Raw genomic sequence first — 17,521 nt, 5'->3', positions numbered from 1 at the left:
TTACCCGAATCACTTACCAGCGTCAGCTCGCCGCGATTCGCTTTCCTGCGGCCTTGATGCAACTTGAATGATTTTGTGTATGGCATAGTGCTTTAACCTGAACGACGACGATTACGTGGCGGACCGTTACGACGCGGGCCGTTGCCCGGGCGCGGGCGCGTAAGACGTAGCGGTCTGGGCAGTTCAGTCATCAGCGCGTCCGAATTGTATTTGCTGACCGGAATTGAATGGCCGATATAGGTTTCAATTGCCGGCAGATTCAGCGCGTACTCTTCACAGGCCAGGCTGATGGAGTGACCGCTGGCGCCAGCGCGGCCGGTACGGCCAATACGGTGAACGTAGTCTTCGCAATCGTCCGGCAGGTCGTAGTTAAAGACGTGCGTAACGGCCGGAATATGCAGACCGCGGGCGGCAACGTCGGTTGCGACCAGAATGTCGATATCGCCGCGGGTAAATTCATCGAGAATGCGCAGGCGTTTTTTCTGCGCAACGTCGCCGGTTAACAGACCAACGCGATGGCCGTCCGCCGCCAGGTGACCCCAGATATCTTCACAACGATGTTTGGTGTTGGCGAAAATAATCGCGCGATCCGGCCACTCTTCTTCCAGCAGCGTCTGCAGCAGGCGCATTTTTTCTTCGTTGGAAGGATAGAACAGCTCTTCTTTAATACGGTGGCCCGTTTTCTGCTCAGGCTCAACTTCGACGTACTCGGCGTTGTTCATTTGTTCGAACGCCAGTTCACGGACGCGATAAGAAAGGGTGGCAGAGAACAGCATGTTCAGGCGCTGATTCGCTGGCGGCATACGGCGGAACAGCCAGCGGATATCTTTAATAAAGCCGAGATCGTACATGCGATCGGCTTCGTCAAGCACGACAACCTGAATGGCGCCGAGGTTAATATGGTTCTGTTTGGCGTAATCGATAAGGCGACCGGTGGTACCGATCAGAATATCCACGCCGCTTTCCAGCACTTTCAGCTGCTTATCGTAGCCGTCGCCGCCGTAAGCCAGGCCGAGTTTCAGACCGGTAGCCTGCGCCAGCGGTTCGGCGTCAGCGTGGATCTGAACCGCCAGTTCACGCGTCGGCGCCATGATCAGCGCGCGCGGCTGGTTGACCTGGCGGTCAGCGATCGCCGGGTGAGTGAGAAGATAATGAAACGTTGACGTCAGAAACGCCATCGTTTTACCGGTACCGGTTTGCGCCTGCCCGGCGACATCGCGACCTTCCAGCGTAAGCGGGAGGGCGAGTGCCTGAATGGGTGTACAATTATGAAACCCTTTCTTTTCAAGGGCTTCAATCACTGCCGGGTGCAGGGCGAAGTCGGAAAACTTCTGTTCTGTTAAATGTGTTTTGCTCATAGTGTGGTAGAATATCAGCTAACTATTGCATTAAGAAAGCGTATCCGGTGAAATAACGTCAACCTTTCGTTGGCTATGTATGAAATTATTCAAGGTGCGTCTGCGGCAACTGAACGAATCTTCGAAAGCTTAGACTACTAAGCGAGGCGAGGGTGACAAATCTGCGATAAGCCGGTTTGAACGCTGGTTGCTTTATCTTTTGCGGGGCAAAGTTCATGATGGGCATTGTGATGCAGAGAGATAAAAGAGGCATTCTGAAGAACAGCGTGCATAACGTAGCATCGACACGTCGTTGATGGCCGCGACACCAACACACCAGGCTTATTCCTGTGGAGTTAAATATGAGCGATAAAATTATTCACCTGACTGACGACAGTTTTGACACGGACGTACTCAAGGCTGACGGGCTAACCCTCGTCGATTTCTGGGCAGAGTGGTGTGGTCCGTGCAAAATGATCGCCCCGATTCTGGATGAGATCGCTGAAGAGTATCAGGGCAAACTGACCATTGCGAAACTGAACATCGATCAGAACCCGGGTACTGCGCCGAAATACGGCATTCGCGGCATCCCGACCCTGCTGCTGTTCAAAAATGGCGAAGTGGCAGCGACCAAAGTTGGCGCGCTGTCCAAAGGCCAGCTGAAAGAGTTCCTCGACGCCAACCTGGCGTAAGCGGCTTGTTCTCCCGGCGTCCAGCGTCCAATTTTTTGCGGATCTCTGGACGCCCGGCGAGAGTCGTGCTAAGTTAATCTCAGACTTCGTTTTAAACATACCTTTGTTTGAATCTTGTTTTACCCAAAGCGTCCCGCAAAAATGCGCGTGAGGCTTATAATCCGGGCTTATCACTCATTCCGTTTAGTCGTTTCAGTTCTGCGTTCTTTCCTGTGACCAGGCAACGTACAGACACGAGATGAAGGCCGTTAACAGGCATGGATGTTCCTGCCATACCATTCACAACATTAAGTTCGAGAATTACCCCGAGTTTAAGAACCCACACCATTATGAATCTTACCGAATTAAAGAATACGCCGGTTTCTGAGCTGATTACTCTCGGCGAAAATATGGGGCTGGAAAACCTGGCCCGTATGCGTAAGCAGGATATTATTTTTGCCATCCTCAAGCAGCATTCGAAGAGTGGCGAGGATATCTTTGGCGATGGCGTACTGGAGATACTGCAGGATGGATTTGGTTTCCTCCGTTCAGCAGACAGCTCCTACCTCGCCGGTCCCGACGACATCTACGTATCCCCCAGCCAAATCCGCCGCTTCAACCTCCGCACTGGTGACACCATTTCCGGTAAGATTCGTCCTCCTAAAGAGGGTGAGCGTTACTTTGCGTTGTTGAAAGTTAACGAAGTTAACTACGATAAGCCGGAAAACGCGCGTAACAAGATTCTGTTCGAGAACTTAACCCCTCTGCACGCAAATTCACGTCTGCGTATGGAGCGTGGTAACGGCTCAACGGAAGACTTAACCGCTCGCGTCCTGGATCTGGCATCGCCGATCGGCCGTGGCCAGCGTGGTCTGATTGTTGCGCCGCCGAAGGCCGGTAAAACCATGCTGCTGCAGAACATCGCGCAGAGCATTGCGTACAACCATCCTGATTGCGTTCTGATGGTACTGCTGATCGACGAACGTCCGGAAGAAGTGACCGAGATGCAGCGTCTGGTTAAAGGTGAAGTTGTCGCTTCTACCTTTGACGAGCCGGCATCTCGCCACGTTCAGGTTGCCGAGATGGTTATCGAGAAAGCGAAGCGTCTGGTTGAGCATAAGAAAGACGTTATCATCCTGCTCGACTCCATTACCCGTCTGGCGCGTGCCTACAACACCGTCGTCCCGGCTTCCGGTAAAGTGTTGACCGGTGGTGTGGACGCCAACGCCCTGCATCGTCCGAAGCGTTTCTTCGGTGCCGCGCGTAACGTGGAAGAGGGCGGCAGCCTGACGATTATCGCTACGGCGCTGATCGATACCGGTTCTAAAATGGACGAAGTTATCTACGAAGAGTTTAAAGGCACCGGTAACATGGAGCTTCACCTCTCTCGTAAGATCGCAGAAAAACGCGTCTTCCCGGCTATCGACTACAACCGTTCCGGTACCCGTAAAGAAGAGCTGCTCACCACTCAGGAAGAGCTGCAGAAGATGTGGATCCTGCGTAAAATCATTCACCCGATGGGTGAGATTGACGCGATGGAATTCCTCATCAATAAACTGGCGATGACCAAAACTAACGATGACTTCTTCGACATGATGAAGCGCTCGTAAGCTAAAAACGCCAGAGAACGCCACGCTATTGCGTGGCGTTTTGTTTTCCGGGTTTGTATGATCCAGGAAGGGAAAACAAAATGGGTCTTAACGTATGATATGCGCAGGATGATGGCAGGCAGAGACGGCTTTAACAGTCTAAAATTTCTACAATAAATTTGTAATGTTCTGCTTTGCCCCTTCTGGAGTTGAGGCATCATCGTTATACTTCCCGGATTAACTATGCTGAGAGCACATGCGTTGTGAATTTACTCACTGCTATTACTGAATTAATCAGTATTTTCTTATTCACCACCCTGTTTATATTTATCGCTCGCAAGGCGGCAAAAAGAGTTGGGCTGGTGGATAAACCTAACTATCGCAAACGGCATCAGGGTTTGATTCCGTTAGTCGGTGGTATTTCAGTTTTCGCAGGTATTTGTTTTACGTTTGCTATCGCCGATTATTACATTCCCCACGCTCGGTTATACCTGGGATGTGCCGGGGTGCTCGTGCTGGTCGGTGCGCTGGACGATCGCTTTGATATCAGCGTAAAAATTCGCGCGGTAATTCAAGCCGCTATCGCCGTCATTATGATGATGGTGGGTAATCTTCATCTTAGTAGCCTCGGTTTTATATTCGGCTCATGGGAGCTGGTGCTCGGCCCTTTTGGCTTCTTCCTCACGCTGTTCGCCGTCTGGGCGGCGATCAACGCCTTCAATATGGTTGATGGTATCGATGGGCTGCTTGGCGGTCTATCGTCAGTCTCTTTCGCGGCAACGGGCATTATCCTGTGGTTTGATGGCCAGTACAGCCTGGCGATGTGGTGTTTTGCGATGATCGCCGCCATTTTGCCCTATATTTTACTTAACCTCGGTGCGCTTGGTCGTCGCTATAAGGTCTTTATGGGTGATGCCGGCAGCACCATGATTGGCTTCACTATCATCTGGATCCTGCTGGAGACCACGCAGGGAAAAACGCATCCTATCAGCCCGGTCACGGCGCTGTGGATTATCGCTATTCCGTTGATGGATATGGTGGCGATTATGTACCGTCGCCTGCGCAAAGGGATGAGCCCATTCTCCCCGGACCGTCAGCATATTCATCATTTAATCATGCGCGCCGGGTTTACTTCCCGTCAGGCGTTTGTGCTGATCACCCTGGCCGCCGCGCTGCTGGCCCTGGTTGGCGTGGTGGCGGAATACACCCGCATTGTTCCTGAATGGGTGATGTTAATACTCTTTTTGTTAGCCTTTTTCCTTTATGGCTACTGCATTAAACGCGCCTGGAAAGTGGCGCGCATGGTTAAGCGCATTAGACGCAGAATACGGCGACACAGCGGCAATAATCCAAATTAACCAAGTCAATCTGGGGACGTGATGACTCAACCATTACCGGGAGCACAAACAGTGAACGTTGAGAACGAGCTGGATATTCGCGGGCTGTTTCGCGCCTTATGGGCCGGAAAAAGCTGGATAGCAGGTATCGCAGTGCTCTTTGCACTGATTGTTTTGGTTTATACCTTTTTTGCTCGTCAGGAGTGGAGCGCGACGGCGATTACCGACCGACCGACGGTGAACATGCTGGGGGGATACTATTCACAACAGCAGTTCTTACGCAATCTCGATATCAAGGCCAATCTCGTCTCTGTCGATCAGCCTTCGGTCATGGACGAAGCATATAAAGAGTTCATCATGCAGCAGGCGTCGTGGGATACCCGCCGCGACTTCTGGTTGCAAACAGACTACTACAAGCAGCGCCAGTCGGGTAACGCTCGCGCCGATGCCGCGCTGTTGGATGACCTGATTAACGATATCCAGTTCATGCCCGGCGATGCGCTAAAAAGCATCAACGATAGCGTGAAGCTGACGGCAGAAACCGCGCCTGATGCCAACAATCTGCTGCGCCAGTATGTGGCTTTCGCCAGCCAGCGTGCGGCAGGGCATCTGAATGATGAGCTCAAAGGCGCCTGGGCCGCGCGTACCGTACAGATGAAAGCGCAGGTGAAGCGCCAGGAAGAGGTGGCGCGAGAGATTTTCAATCGCCGCATGCACAGCGTGGAACAGGCGCTGAAAGTCGCGCAGCAGCACAACATCTCCCGCAGCGAAACCGATATTCCACCAGATCAGCTGCCGGATTCCGAGCTGTTTTTACTGGGGCGGCCAATGCTGCAGGCCCGGCTGGAAAATCTGCAGGCGGTGGGGCCGCAGTACGATCTTGATTATGACCAAAGCCGCGCCATGTTAACGACGTTGAACGTGGGGCCGACCCTGGACCCGCGTTTTCAGACTTACAGGTATTTGCGAACGCCTGAAGAACCGGTAAAACGCGATAGCCCGCGCCGCGTGTTTCTGATGGTGATGTGGGGGATTGTGGGCGCGCTCATCGGCGCAGGCGTTGCGTTATCGCGTCGCCGTGTCCAGTGAATGCGGCCTGTGGTGAAGGACATGTCGCCTTCATCGCCTAATCGAAGAGAATCGATGTGAAAGTACTAACGGTATTTGGCACGAGACCAGAAGCTATCAAGATGGCGCCTCTGGTTCATGCGCTGGCAAAGGATCCTCATTTTGAGGCGAAAGTTTGCGTGACCGCGCAGCATCGGGAGATGCTCGATCAGGTGTTGAAACTTTTTTCTATTGTTCCGGAATACGACCTCAATATTATGCAGCCGGGTCAGGGATTGACGGAGATTACCTGTCGCATCCTTGAAGGTTTAAAGCCGGTGCTGGAGTCGTTTAAGCCAGACGTGGTGCTGGTGCATGGCGATACCACCACGACGATGGCGGCAAGCCTGACCGCTTTCTATCAGCGGATCCCGGTAGGACACGTGGAAGCCGGGCTGCGCACGGGCGATCTGAGCTCGCCGTGGCCGGAAGAGGGGAACCGTACGTTGACCGGGCATCTGGCGACGTACCACTTTGCGCCGACGGAAACCTCAAGGCAGAACCTGCTGCGGGAAAACATCGCCGACAATCGGATCACGGTAACCGGAAATACGGTTATTGACGCGCTATTCTGGGTGCGCGACCGGGTTTTGAGCGATGAAGCCCTGCACAACGAGCTGACTCAGCGTTATCCCTTCCTCGCCAACGGCAAGAAGATGATTCTGGTCACCGGACACCGTCGGGAAAGCTTTGGCCGCGGTTTCGAGCAAATCTGCCATGCGCTGGCGGAGATCGCCGCGAACAATCCGGACGTACAGATCGTCTATCCGGTGCATTTGAATCCGAACGTCAGCGAACCGGTGAAGCGCATTCTCGGCCACGTTGAGAACGTCATACTTATTGAGCCGCAGGATTATTTGCCGTTTGTCTGGCTGATGAACCGCGCGTGGTTGATCCTGACCGATTCCGGCGGTATCCAGGAAGAGGCGCCCTCGCTCGGGAAACCGGTGCTGGTGATGCGTGAAATGACCGAGCGCCCGGAGGCGGTCAGCGCGGGCACCGTGTGCCTGGTGGGTACCGATAGCCAGCGCATCGTCAATGAGGTCACGCGCCTGCTGCAAGATGAGTCCGCGTATCAGGCCATGAGCCGGGCGCATAACCCGTATGGCGATGGACATGCGTGTCATCGTATTTTGTCTGCACTTAAAAATAATCAGGTAACGCTATGAATTTTTCTACCATTTCAGTGATTGGCCTTGGATATATTGGCCTGCCAACCGCTGCCGCGTTCGCCTCCCGGCAAAAGCGGGTGGTCGGCGTTGATATCAATCAACACGCCGTGGAGACCATTAACCGTGGTGAAATTCATATCGTGGAGCCGGATCTGGCGAGCGTCGTCAAAACGGCGGTCGAGCAGGGCTACCTGAGCGCCACTACCGCGCCGGTAGAAGCCGACGCTTACCTGATTGCGGTGCCGACGCCGTTTAAAGACCTGCATGAACCGGATATGGTTTTCGTCGAGTCGGCGGCGAAATCTATCGCACCGACGCTGAAGAAAGGGTCGCTGGTTATCCTTGAGTCCACCTCGCCGGTGGGTTCAACCGAGCAGATGGCGGGCTGGCTGGCGGAAATGCGCCCCGATCTGAGCTTCCCGCAGCAGGTTGGCGAAGCGGCGGACGTCAATATCGCCTACTGTCCGGAGCGCGTGTTGCCGGGGCAGGTGATGGTTGAGCTGATTAAAAACGATCGCGTGATTGGCGGCATGTCGCCGGTTTGCTCAGCCCGCGCCAGCGAGCTGTATAAAATTTTCCTCGAAGGCGAATGCGTGGTGACCAACTCGCGCACCGCCGAAATGTGCAAGCTGACTGAAAACAGCTTCCGCGACGTTAATATCGCTTTTGCCAATGAACTTTCGCTAATTTGCGCCGATCAGGGGATCAACGTCTGGGAACTGATTCGTCTGGCGAATCGTCATCCGCGCGTCAATATCCTCCAGCCGGGGCCGGGTGTTGGCGGCCACTGCATCGCGGTCGACCCGTGGTTTATCGTGGCGCAAAACCCGCAGCAGGCGCGGCTTATCCGGACCGCGCGTGAAGTCAACGACCACAAACCAGAATGGGTGATCGATCAGGTCAAAGCGCGGGTCGCCGACTGCCTCGCCGCCAGCAACAAACGCGCCAGCGAGCTAAAAATCGCCTGTTTTGGCCTGGCGTTTAAGCCGAATATTGATGACCTGCGCGAAAGCCCGGCCATGGCCATTGCCGCGCAGATCGCCCGCTGGCACGGCGGCGAAACCCTGGTCGTTGAGCCAAATATTCATCAGCTGCCGAAAAAGCTCGACGGACTGTGCGCTCTGGCGTCGCTGGACGAGGCGCTGGCGAGCGCCGATGTGCTGGTGATGCTGGTCGATCATAAAGAATTTAAAGCGGTCGGCGGGGAGAGCGTTAGCCAGCAGTTTATCGTCGATACCAAAGGGGTGTGGCGGTGAGAGGGCGTCTGGTAAAAGATGAAAGCGTTCGCAGCTTCGCGCGCTTTCATCGTGACCAAAACTTAACAGATCTATTTTATGTTCGCCCGCGCCAGTATTGAGCCCCTTGAGTGGGAAAACCGCTTCTTCGGCGTCAATAGCGCCATTCTCCGCTTTGGCGACGATGCGCCGCCGCTGACGGTGCAAGCGCTGGCGGGATGGTCGCGGGTGCAGGCGAAAGTTGCGGCGGATGATACCGCGCGCCTGGATGCGCTGCAGGCATTAGGCTTCCGGCTGGTGGAGGGCGAGGTCGATCTTGCGCTTCCGCCCGCGGCTTCTGATGATATCGGCGCCGAGCCGGCGACCGAGGTGGATATCCCCCGGCTGCGCGAACTGGCGGCGCTGGCCTTTGCGCAGAGCCGTTTTCGCGCCCCCTGGTACGCCGACGATGCCAGCGGTCGTTTCTATGCCCAGTGGATTGAAAATGCGGTGCGCGGTACCTTCGATCACCAGTGTCTGGTGCTTCGCGCCCCTGACGGCGATATCCGCGCGTTTGTCTCCCTGCGCCAGCTCAGCGAGCGCGAGGCGAGGATTGGCCTGCTGGCCGGACGCGGCGCCGGAGCGGAATTAATGCAGGCGGCGCAGCGCTGGGCCGCGCTGCGCGAGCTGACGACGCTGCGGGTGGCGACCCAGATGGGCAACACCGCCGCGCTTAAACGTTACATTCTTAGCGGTGCCAATGTCGAAAGCACCGCGTACTGGTTATACAGGTGACATGATGATTCCATTTAACGCGCCGCCGGTGGTGGGTACCGAGCTTGATTATATGCAGTCCGCGATGGGGAGCGGCAAGCTGTGCGGCGATGGCGGTTTTACCCGCCGCTGCCAGCAGTGGATGGAGCAGCGTTTCGGCACCGCGAAAGCGCTGCTGACGCCGTCCTGCACCGCTTCGCTGGAAATGGCCGCGCTGCTGCTGGATATTCAGCCGGGCGATGAAGTGATTATGCCGAGCTATACCTTCGTCTCCACCGCCAACGCCTTTGTGCTGCGCGGCGCGAAAATCGTCTTCGTTGATATTCGTCGCGATACCATGAATATCGATGAAACGCTGATTGAAGCGGCCATCACCGAGAAAACCCGCGCGATTGTACCGGTCCACTACGCCGGCGTGGCCTGCGAGATGGACACCATTATGGCTATCGCCAGCAAGCATAATCTGTTTGTGGTGGAGGATGCCGCTCAGGGCGTGATGTCGACCTATAAAGGCCGGGCGCTCGGCACTATCGGCCATATTGGCTGCTTCAGCTTCCATGAAACCAAAAACTACACCGCGGGCGGTGAAGGCGGCGCAACGCTGATTAACGATCGCACTCTGATAGAGCGCGCGGAGATCATTCGTGAAAAAGGCACCAACCGCAGCCAATTTTTCCGTGGCCTGGTGGATAAATATACGTGGCGCGATATCGGCTCCAGCTACCTGATGTCCGATTTACAGGCGGCCTATCTGTGGGCGCAGCTGGAAGCGGCGGAGCGGATTAACCAGCAGCGTCTGGCGCTGTGGCAGAACTACTACGACGCCCTGCTGCCGCTGGCGCGCGCCGGGCGTATCGATCTGCCCATCGTGCCTGCCGACTGCGGGCAAAATGCGCATATGTTCTATATCAAGCTGCGCGATATTGACGATCGCAGCAAGCTGATCGCCTGGCTGAAAGAGGCGGAAATTCTGGCGGTATTCCACTATATCCCGCTGCACAGCTGCCCGGCCGGGGAGAACTTCGGCGAGTTCCACGGGACGGATCGCTACACGACCCAGGAGAGCGAACGCCTGCTGCGCCTGCCGTTATTCTACAATTTGTCGAACGTTAACCAGCGCACGGTGATTAACTCGCTGCTGAGCTATTTCTCCTGATATGTCGCTGGCAAAAGCGTCTCTGTGGACCGCGGCGTCCACGCTGGTCAAAATCGGCGCCGGTCTGCTGGTGGTAAAACTGCTGGCCGTGTCGTTCGGCCCGGCTGGCGTGGGGCAGGCGGGTAACTTCCGCCAGCTGGTGACCGTGCTTGGCGTGCTGGCGGGGGCCGGGATATTCAACGGCGTCACGAAGCTGGTGGCCCAGCATCATGACGATCGCCGGCAGTTGAACAACGTCGTTGGCACCGCTTCAGCGATGGTACTCGGTTTCTCCACCCTGCTGGCGCTGATCTTCCTGCTGGCGGCCGCGCCAATAAGCCAGGGGCTATTCGGTCATCAACATTACCAGAATCTGGTACGGCTGGTGGCGCTGGTGCAGATGGGGATTGCCTGGGCGAATTTCCTGTTAGCGCTGATGAAAGGCTTTCGCGATGCGGCGGGTAATGCGCTGTCGCTTATCGCCGGAAGCCTGATTGGCGTGGCGGCGTACTATGCCTGCTACCGTTTTGGCGGCTATCAGGGCGCATTGCTGGGGCTGGCGCTGGTGCCGGCGCTGGTGGTGGTGCCGACGGCTATCGTACTGTGGCGTCGCGGCAATATTCCGCTAAGCGCGCTGCGCCCGCGCTGGGACAACGGCCTGGCGGGGCAGCTGTCGAAATTTACCCTGATGGCGCTGATTACCTCGGTGACGCTGCCGGTCGCCTACGTGATGATGCGTAACCTGCTGGCGGCCCACTATGGCTGGGACGCGGTGGGGATCTGGCAAGGAGTGAGCAGCATCTCCGACGCCTATTTGCAGTTTATTACCGCGTCATTTAGCGTTTATCTTTTACCAACGCTGTCCCGTCTGACGGCGAAAGCGGATATCACCCGCGAGATTGGCAAATCGTTAAAATTTGTCCTCCCGGCGGTGGCGGCAGCGAGCTTAACGGTGTGGCTGCTGCGTGATTTCGCTATCTGGCTACTTTTTTCCGACCGCTTTACGGCGATGCGCGATCTGTTTGCCTGGCAGCTGGTGGGCGATGTATTAAAGGTCGGGGCTTATGTTTATGGCTATCTGGTGATCGCCAAAGCCTCGCTGCGTTTTTATATTCTGACGGAAATCAGCCAGTTCACGCTGTTGACCGCATTCTCGCACTGGCTTATCCCGGCGCACGGCGCAATCGGCGCGGCGCAGGCGTATATGGCTACCTATATTGTTTATTTCGCCCTCTGCAGCGGCGTGTTTTTACTTTGGCGTAAACGGGCATGACAGCACTGATACATGTACTGGGATCGGATATCCCGCACCACAACCAGACCGTGCTGCGGTTCTTTAATGATGAGCTGGCCGTGGATGACGAACAGGCTCGCCTGTTTATGGTCGTCGGTGATGCGACAGAAATTTGCGCCGCTTATCCCGCACTCTCCATTCGCTGCTATCCGGGGAAAAAGTCGCTGGCAAAGGCGGTTATCGCGCTGGCAAAGGCGAACCGGCAGCAGCGCTTTTTCTTTCACGGCCAGTTTAATACCGGCCTGTGGCTGGCGCTGCTCAGCGGCGGGATCCGCCCGACGCAGTTTAACTGGCATATCTGGGGAGCGGATCTGTACGAGAACTCCGCGAGCCTGAAGTTTCGCCTGTTTTATCCCCTGCGGCGTCTGGCGCAGGGCCGGGTAGGCCGCGTGTTTGCGACCCGGGGCGATCTGAGCTGGTTCGCCGCCCGCCACTCTGGCGTAGCGGGAGAGCTACTCTACTTTCCGACCCGCATGGATCCGGCGCTGAATTCGCTCGCCGATAGCGCGCCGCGCGGCGACACGCTGACTATCCTGGTGGGTAATTCCGGCGACCGTAGCAACGAGCATATCGCGGCGCTGCGTGCGATTCGCCAGCAGTTTGGCGATACGGTTAACGTTGTCGTGCCGATGGGTTATCCGGCAAATAATGGCGACTATATCAACGAAGTCCGCGCGGCCGGCGCGGCGCTGTTCAGCCCGCAGCATTTCCAGGTATTGGGCGACAAGCTGGCGTTTGATGACTACCTTGCCCTGCTGCGCCGCTGCGATCTTGGCTACTTCCTGTTTGCCCGCCAGCAGGGTATCGGCACGCTGTGCCTGCTGATTCAGGCGGGGATCCCCTGCGTGCTGAACCGGGAGAATCCCTTCTGGCAGGATATGTCGGAGCAGCATATTCCGGTACTCTTTACCAGCGATGCGCTGGACGTGAGCGTTGTGCGTGAAGCGCAGCGCCAGCTGGCCGGCGTAGATAAAAATCAAATCGCCTTTTTCCGGCCGAATTACCTGACGGGCTGGCGACGAGCGTTGCGAATTGCTGCGGGGGTGGACGCATGACATTAATGCAATTTAGCGGGCTGCTGCTGGTCTGGCTGCTGTCGACGCTATTTATCGCCACCGCCACGTACTTTGAATTTCGTCGCGTACGCTTCAACTTCAACGTCTTTTTCTCGCTGCTGTATCTGCTGACGTTTTTCTTTGGCTTCCCGCTGACCAGTATTCTGGTGTTCCGCTTTGACGTCGCGGTCGCCCCGCCGGAAATTCTGCTGCAAACCCTGCTGGTTTCCGTCTGCTTTTATGCGGTTTATTACGTGACTTATAAAACGCGGCTACGGTCGGCGACGCACGGTCATCCGCATCGTCCGCTGTTTACGATGAATCGCGTGGAGGCCCACCTCACCTGGGGCATTTTGCTGGGGCTGGCGCTGCTTTGCGTCGGCATCTTCTTTGCGCATAACGGCTTCTTGTTATTCAAGCTCAACTCCTACAGCCAGATCTTCTCCAGCGAAGTCTCCGGCGTGGCGCTAAAGCGCTTCTTCTACTTTTTCATCCCGGCAATGCTGGTGGTCTATTTTCTGCGTCAGGATTATAAAGCGTGGATATTCTTCCTTGTCAGCACCGTCGCCTTTGGCCTGCTGACCTACGCCATCGTTGGCGGCACCCGGGCGAATATCATCATCGCGTTTGCCATCTTCCTGTTTATCGGCATCATTCGCGGCTGGATCAGCCTGTGGATGCTGGCGGCGGCGGGCGTGCTGGGCATCGTCGGTATGTTCTGGCTGGCCCTGAAGCGCTATGGCATGAACGTCAGCGGCGATGAGGCGTTTTATACTTTCCTCTATCTGACCCGCGACACCTTCTCACCGTGGGAGAATCTGGCCCTGCTGCTGCAAAATTACGACAAGATTGAGTTCCAGGGGCTGGCGCCAATCATCCGGGATTTTTACGTCTTTATCCCCAGCTGGTTGTGGCACGGTCGTCCGACAATGGTGCTCAATACCGCGAACTATTTCACCTGGGAAGTATTGAATAATCATTCTGGTCTGGCGATTTCGCCGACCCTGATTGGCTCGCTGGTGGTGATGGGCGGCGTCTGGTTCGTCCCGCTGGGCGCGGTGGCGGTTGGGCTGATTATTAAATGGTTTGACTGGCTGTACGAGCTTGGCAACCGGGAAACGAACCGCTATAAAGCGGCGATTCTGCACAGTTTCTGTTTTGGCGCTATCTTCAACATGATCGTGCTGGCGCGTGAAGGGCTGGATTCATTTGGCTCTCGCGTGGTTTTTTTCCTCGTTATCTTTGGGATCTGCCTGCTGGCGGCAAAACTGCTGTACTGGTTCCTGGATAGCGTGGGGCTGATTCACCGGCGGGCCAAACCGCTGACGCAACCTCAAGTCTGATAAGGGTGTACATGACTGAGACCACATCCGCGCCGTTGTACCTGCTGAGAGGGCTACAACTCATTGGTTGGCGCGATATGCAACACGCTCTGGATTATCTGTACGCCGATGGTGAGATCCGCACGGGAACGCTGGTGGCGATTAATGCAGAGAAGATGCTGGCGGTAGAAGACAGCCCCGAGGTCCGGGCGCTGATTGAAGCGGCAGAATTCAAATACGCTGATGGCATCAGCGTAGTACGTTCATTACGTAAAAAATACCCTCAGGCTCAGGTGTCGCGCGTCGCCGGAGCCGATTTATGGGAAGCCCTGATGGCGCGCGCAGGCGCTCAGGGAACGCCGGTATTTCTGATCGGCGGCAAGCCTGAGGTGCTGGCGCAGACGGAGCAGCAGCTTCGCCAGCGCTGGAACGTGAATATCGTTGGAAGCCAGGATGGCTATTTTGCCGCTGACCAGCGTCAGGCGCTATTTGAGCGTATCCGCGATAGCGGGGCGAAGATCGTCACGGTGGCGATGGGCTCGCCGCGTCAGGAGATCCTGATGCGCGACTGTCGGGACGTTTATCCGCAGGCGTTGTATATGGGCGTGGGCGGCACCTACGATGTCTTTACCGGCCACGTCCAGCGGGCGCCCAAGTTCTGGCAGGACCTGGGTCTGGAGTGGTTCTATCGCCTGGTTTCGCAGCCGAGCCGCATAAAAAGGCAGGCGCGCCTGCTGCGCTATTTACGCTGGCATTACACCGATAAGCTGTGACATTCCACTGCAAGCGGGCGGGTTTACCTGGGTATTCTGTGTAATGTCTTCACTCGCCTGATACTTTATTTGCCATTTCCCTCAAATTCATTAACCATTCGCATGCTTAAAACGCGACGGTCAGTTTACCGTCGCGCAGGCAGGGCTATTCATTCAATAAAAATAACCGGCATAGACACATCCCGGTTGGGATGCGCTTAAACCCGGAGCAGGGCAAACACAAGAGGCTATATGACTGAGAAAAAAGCGGAACTTCAGCGAGGACTGGAGGCGCGGCACATTGAGCTAATCGCTCTTGGTGGGACAATTGGCGTCGGGTTATTTATGGGCGCGGCCAGTACGCTGAAGTGGGCCGGACCTTCGGTTCTGCTGGCGTATATTATCGCCGGGCTCTTTGTCTTCTTCATCATGCGTTCGATGGGCGAAATGCTGTTCCTCGAACCGGTAACCGGATCGTTCGCCGTTTACGCACACCGCTATATGAGCCCATTTTTCGGCTATCTCACCGCCTGGTCCTACTGGTTTATGTGGATGGCGGTCGGGATATCGGAGATTACCGCAATCGGGGTTTATGTGCAGTTCTGGTTCCCGGATATGGCGCAGTGGATACCGGCGCTGATTGCCGTCGGGCTGGTGGCGCTGGCCAACCTCGCGGCGGTACGGCTGTACGGCGAAATTGAATTCTGGTTTGCCATGATTAAGGTCACCACCATTATTGTGATGATCGTGGTGGGGCTGGGCGTTATTTTCTTTGGCTTTGGCAACGGCGGGCACGCCATTGGCTTTGGCAATCTGACCGAGCACGGTGGCTTCTTCGCCGGCGGCTGGAAGGGCTTCCTGACGGCGCTGTGCATCGTGGTCGCGTCTTATCAGGGCGTCGAGCTTATCGGGATTACCGCCGGTGAAGCGAAGAATCCGCAGGTTACGCTGCGTAGCGCGGTTGGCAAGGTACTGTGGCGAATCCTGATTTTCTATGTCGGGGCGATTTTTGTGATCGTCACTATTTTCCCGTGGGATCAAATTGGCTCCAACGGCAGTCCGTTCGTACTGACCTTTGCCAAAATCGGCATCACCGCGGCGGCGGGCATTATCAACTTTGTGGTGCTCACGGCGGCGCTTTCCGGCTGTAACAGCGGCATGTACAGCTGCGGCCGCATGCTCTACGCGCTGGCAAAAAACCGTCAGCTGCCCGCGGCCATCGCCAAAGTTTCGCGCAACGGCGTGCCGTCAGCGGGCGTGGCGCTGTCGATCCTGATTCTGCTGGTCGGCTCGTGCCTGAACTACATTATCCCTAATCCACAGCGAGTTTTCGTCTACGTTTACAGCGCCAGCGTGCTGCCGGGGATGGTGCCGTGGTTTGTGATTCTGATTAGCCAGCTGCGTTTTCGTTTCGTGCATAAAGAAGCGATGGCCAGCCATCCGTTTCGCTCGCTGCTGTTCCCGTGGGCGAACTATTTGACCATGGCGTTCCTGATTTGCGTGCTGATAGGGATGGGATTTAACGACGATACGCGTATGTCGCTCTTTGTCGGAATGATTTTCCTCGCCGCCGTGACGCTTATTTATAAGGTATTTGGCCTTGGCCGACGCGGAAATGTTGATAATGTGGCGCAATAAGCAACAAAACGCACAAAGCATGAGCAAACAATAATTTTCTTTAAAAAGGCACTAGACAGCGGGGTAGGAAGTCCGTATTATCCGACCCCGCAACGGCGCTAAGCGCCCGTAGCTCAGCTGGATAGAGCGCTGCCCTCCGGAGGCAGAGGTCTCAGGTTCGAATCCTGTCGGGCGCACCATTTACCCGGTGCTGGAGCTGCGGTGGTTTCAATACCGCGTAAAAGATTTGCAGTGGTGGCTATAGCTCAGTTGGTAGAGCCCTGGATTGTGATTCCAGTTGTCGTGGGTTCGAATCCCATTAGCCACCCCATTATTTAGAAAGTTGTGATATTGCGAAGGTGGCGGAATTGGTAGACGCGCTAGCTTCAGGTGTTAGTGTTCTTACGGACGTGGGGGTTCAAGTCCCCCCCCTCGCACCACGACTTTATAAAGAATTGAACTAAAAATTCAAAAAAGCAGTACATCGGCGAGTAGCGCAGCTTGGTAGCGCAACTGGTTTGGGACCAGTGGGTCGGAGGTTCGAATCCTCTCTCGCCGACCAATTTTGAACCCCGCTTCGGCGGGGTTTTTTGTTTTCCGCTTCTGCAAAAACGTTCCTATCTCCCTGATATCGCAAAAAATATCTCGCTAATCATCATGCGATTTATTGTCCAGAATAGTCCCAATTCCTTGTGCGGATAGATGCATTTTCTACCGATCCTGTGCGATAATAAACGGGTAGATGCTCATTCCATCTCTTATGTTCGCCTTAGTGCCTCATAAACTCAGGAATGATGCAGAGCCGTTTTACGGTGCTTATCGTCCACTGACAGATGTCGCATTTTATATGCTAAATCATTCATGATGTGTCGAGACGGCCAGCACGGGAATCTCCAGGAGCTTACAAAGGTAAGTGACTGGGGTGAGCGTGTGCAGCCAACGAAGAGACAGCGTGAAGGATGAAGCCATATAGCCTCATCAAACACCATGGACACTACGTTGAGTGAAGCACCCAATTTGTTGTCAAACAGACCTGTTTTAACGCCTGCCCTGGTTTCAGAGCAGGCGTTTTTTTCTTTTCAGGGATAGAGAAACGCTCAGGCGGGAAGAGAAGAGATTCTCGCCCCCGATGGAGGCGAGAAGGG

General features: G+C 55.6%; 14 protein-coding genes and 4 tRNA genes. 17 read left to right on the top strand and 1 reads right to left on the bottom strand.

Translation table 11 applies throughout. The annotated features are described in order from the left end of the window. Positions 1 to 92 precede the first annotated feature (92 nt). Entirely contained in the window at positions 93 to 1,358 is a 1,266-nt protein-coding gene (gene rhlB, locus F8562_RS04930) for an ATP-dependent RNA helicase RhlB (RefSeq protein WP_004127388.1), read from the bottom strand. A 341-nt stretch (positions 1,359 to 1,699) separates the two neighbouring features. Here rhlB and trxA point away from each other — a divergent pair, with 341 nt between their 5' ends. The 17 genes from trxA (at position 1,700) to F8562_RS04845 (ending at position 16,938) form a co-directional block, all read left to right on the top strand. Then, on the top strand, positions 1,700 to 2,029 hold the full coding sequence (gene trxA / locus F8562_RS04925; protein ID WP_004097507.1) for a thioredoxin TrxA: 330 nt from the start codon (positions 1,700 to 1,702) through the stop codon (positions 2,027 to 2,029). Positions 2,030 to 2,358: 329 nt separating this feature from the next. Beyond that, a complete protein-coding gene (gene rho, locus F8562_RS04920) occupies positions 2,359 to 3,618 on the top strand; it encodes a transcription termination factor Rho (protein WP_002883293.1) in 1,260 nt (419 codons plus the stop codon). 242 nt (positions 3,619 to 3,860) lie between these two features. Next, positions 3,861 to 4,955, top strand: coding sequence for a UDP-N-acetylglucosamine--undecaprenyl-phosphate N-acetylglucosaminephosphotransferase (wecA, locus tag F8562_RS04915; protein WP_004097511.1), 1,095 nt, complete (start codon positions 3,861 to 3,863; stop codon positions 4,953 to 4,955). Between the two features lie 21 nt (positions 4,956 to 4,976). After that, positions 4,977 to 6,023 carry an ECA polysaccharide chain length modulation protein gene (wzzE, locus tag F8562_RS04910; RefSeq protein WP_014227454.1) on the top strand — a complete coding sequence of 349 codons (1,047 nt, stop codon included), beginning with the start codon at positions 4,977 to 4,979 and terminating at the stop codon, positions 6,021 to 6,023. Positions 6,024 to 6,079: 56 nt separating this feature from the next. Continuing rightward, positions 6,080 to 7,210 (top strand): non-hydrolyzing UDP-N-acetylglucosamine 2-epimerase, encoded by a 1,131-nt coding sequence (wecB, locus tag F8562_RS04905; RefSeq protein ID WP_094909532.1) that lies wholly within the window; start codon positions 6,080 to 6,082, stop codon positions 7,208 to 7,210. Further along, positions 7,207 to 8,469 carry a UDP-N-acetyl-D-mannosamine dehydrogenase gene (wecC, locus tag F8562_RS04900; RefSeq protein ID WP_014837068.1) on the top strand — a complete coding sequence of 421 codons (1,263 nt, stop codon included), beginning with the start codon at positions 7,207 to 7,209 and terminating at the stop codon, positions 8,467 to 8,469. The genes wecB and wecC overlap by 4 nt, the downstream gene beginning before the upstream one ends. Positions 8,470 to 8,547: 78 nt before the next feature. Further along, on the top strand, positions 8,548 to 9,222 hold the full coding sequence (gene rffC, locus F8562_RS04895) for a dTDP-4-amino-4,6-dideoxy-D-galactose acyltransferase (RefSeq protein ID WP_014837069.1): 675 nt from the start codon (positions 8,548 to 8,550) through the stop codon (positions 9,220 to 9,222). A 4-nt stretch (positions 9,223 to 9,226) separates the two neighbouring features. Continuing rightward, on the top strand, positions 9,227 to 10,357 hold the full coding sequence (rffA, locus tag F8562_RS04890; protein ID WP_004097526.1) for a dTDP-4-amino-4,6-dideoxygalactose transaminase: 1,131 nt from the start codon (positions 9,227 to 9,229) through the stop codon (positions 10,355 to 10,357). A gap of 1 nt (position 10,358) precedes the next feature. Beyond that, positions 10,359 to 11,609: a lipid III flippase WzxE gene (gene wzxE / locus F8562_RS04885; protein WP_014837070.1), complete on the top strand. Its 1,251-nt coding sequence runs from the start codon at positions 10,359 to 10,361 to the stop codon at positions 11,607 to 11,609. Continuing rightward, positions 11,606 to 12,685, top strand: coding sequence for a TDP-N-acetylfucosamine:lipid II N-acetylfucosaminyltransferase (locus F8562_RS04880; protein WP_014837071.1), 1,080 nt, complete (start codon positions 11,606 to 11,608; stop codon positions 12,683 to 12,685). Before wzxE ends, F8562_RS04880 begins: the two co-directional genes overlap by 4 nt. Further along, complete coding sequence (gene wzyE / locus F8562_RS04875) at positions 12,682 to 14,028, top strand: ECA oligosaccharide polymerase (RefSeq protein ID WP_014837072.1); 1,347 nt, start codon at positions 12,682 to 12,684, stop codon at positions 14,026 to 14,028. Before F8562_RS04880 ends, wzyE begins: the two co-directional genes overlap by 4 nt. A gap of 11 nt (positions 14,029 to 14,039) precedes the next feature. Further along, positions 14,040 to 14,780 (top strand): lipopolysaccharide N-acetylmannosaminouronosyltransferase, encoded by a 741-nt coding sequence (gene wecG / locus F8562_RS04870; RefSeq protein ID WP_014227460.1) that lies wholly within the window; start codon positions 14,040 to 14,042, stop codon positions 14,778 to 14,780. Between the two features lie 231 nt (positions 14,781 to 15,011). Next, a complete protein-coding gene (gene thrP, locus F8562_RS04865) occupies positions 15,012 to 16,397 on the top strand; it encodes a bifunctional threonine/serine APC transporter ThrP (RefSeq protein ID WP_014837074.1) in 1,386 nt (461 codons plus the stop codon). A gap of 102 nt (positions 16,398 to 16,499) precedes the next feature. After that, positions 16,500 to 16,576: transfer RNA gene (locus F8562_RS04860), tRNA-Arg, on the top strand. Positions 16,577 to 16,631: 55 nt separating this feature from the next. After that, a tRNA-His gene (locus F8562_RS04855) sits at positions 16,632 to 16,707 on the top strand. Positions 16,708 to 16,729: 22 nt separating this feature from the next. Beyond that, positions 16,730 to 16,816: transfer RNA gene (locus F8562_RS04850), tRNA-Leu, on the top strand. Between the two features lie 45 nt (positions 16,817 to 16,861). After that, positions 16,862 to 16,938, top strand: a tRNA-Pro gene (locus F8562_RS04845). Positions 16,939 to 17,521: the final 583 nt, after the last annotated feature.

The organism is Klebsiella sp. RCJ4, from assembly GCF_009025755.1.
Classification (GTDB): domain Bacteria; phylum Pseudomonadota; class Gammaproteobacteria; order Enterobacterales; family Enterobacteriaceae; genus Klebsiella; species Klebsiella michiganensis.
The sequence above is the reverse complement of the archived record's forward strand: the minus strand, read 5'-3'. Positions and strand labels throughout refer to the sequence as shown.

Coding starts and splice junctions, on each gene's coding strand:
- wzyE (WP_014837072.1), top strand. CDS start 12,682: ATGACATTAATGCAATTTAGCGGGCTGCTGCTGGTCTGGCTGCTGTCG.
- trxA (WP_004097507.1), top strand. CDS start 1,700: ATGAGCGATAAAATTATTCACCTGACTGACGACAGTTTTGACACGGAC.
- rffA (WP_004097526.1), top strand. CDS start 9,227: ATGATTCCATTTAACGCGCCGCCGGTGGTGGGTACCGAGCTTGATTAT.
- rffC (WP_014837069.1), top strand. CDS start 8,548: ATGTTCGCCCGCGCCAGTATTGAGCCCCTTGAGTGGGAAAACCGCTTC.
- wzzE (WP_014227454.1), top strand. CDS start 4,977: ATGACTCAACCATTACCGGGAGCACAAACAGTGAACGTTGAGAACGAG.
- wecG (WP_014227460.1), top strand. CDS start 14,040: ATGACTGAGACCACATCCGCGCCGTTGTACCTGCTGAGAGGGCTACAA.
- wecC (WP_014837068.1), top strand. CDS start 7,207: ATGAATTTTTCTACCATTTCAGTGATTGGCCTTGGATATATTGGCCTG.
- F8562_RS04880 (WP_014837071.1), top strand. CDS start 11,606: ATGACAGCACTGATACATGTACTGGGATCGGATATCCCGCACCACAAC.
- rho (WP_002883293.1), top strand. CDS start 2,359: ATGAATCTTACCGAATTAAAGAATACGCCGGTTTCTGAGCTGATTACT.
- thrP (WP_014837074.1), top strand. CDS start 15,012: ATGACTGAGAAAAAAGCGGAACTTCAGCGAGGACTGGAGGCGCGGCAC.
- rhlB (WP_004127388.1), bottom strand. CDS start 1,358: ATGAGCAAAACACATTTAACAGAACAGAAGTTTTCCGACTTCGCCCTG.
- wzxE (WP_014837070.1), top strand. CDS start 10,359: ATGTCGCTGGCAAAAGCGTCTCTGTGGACCGCGGCGTCCACGCTGGTC.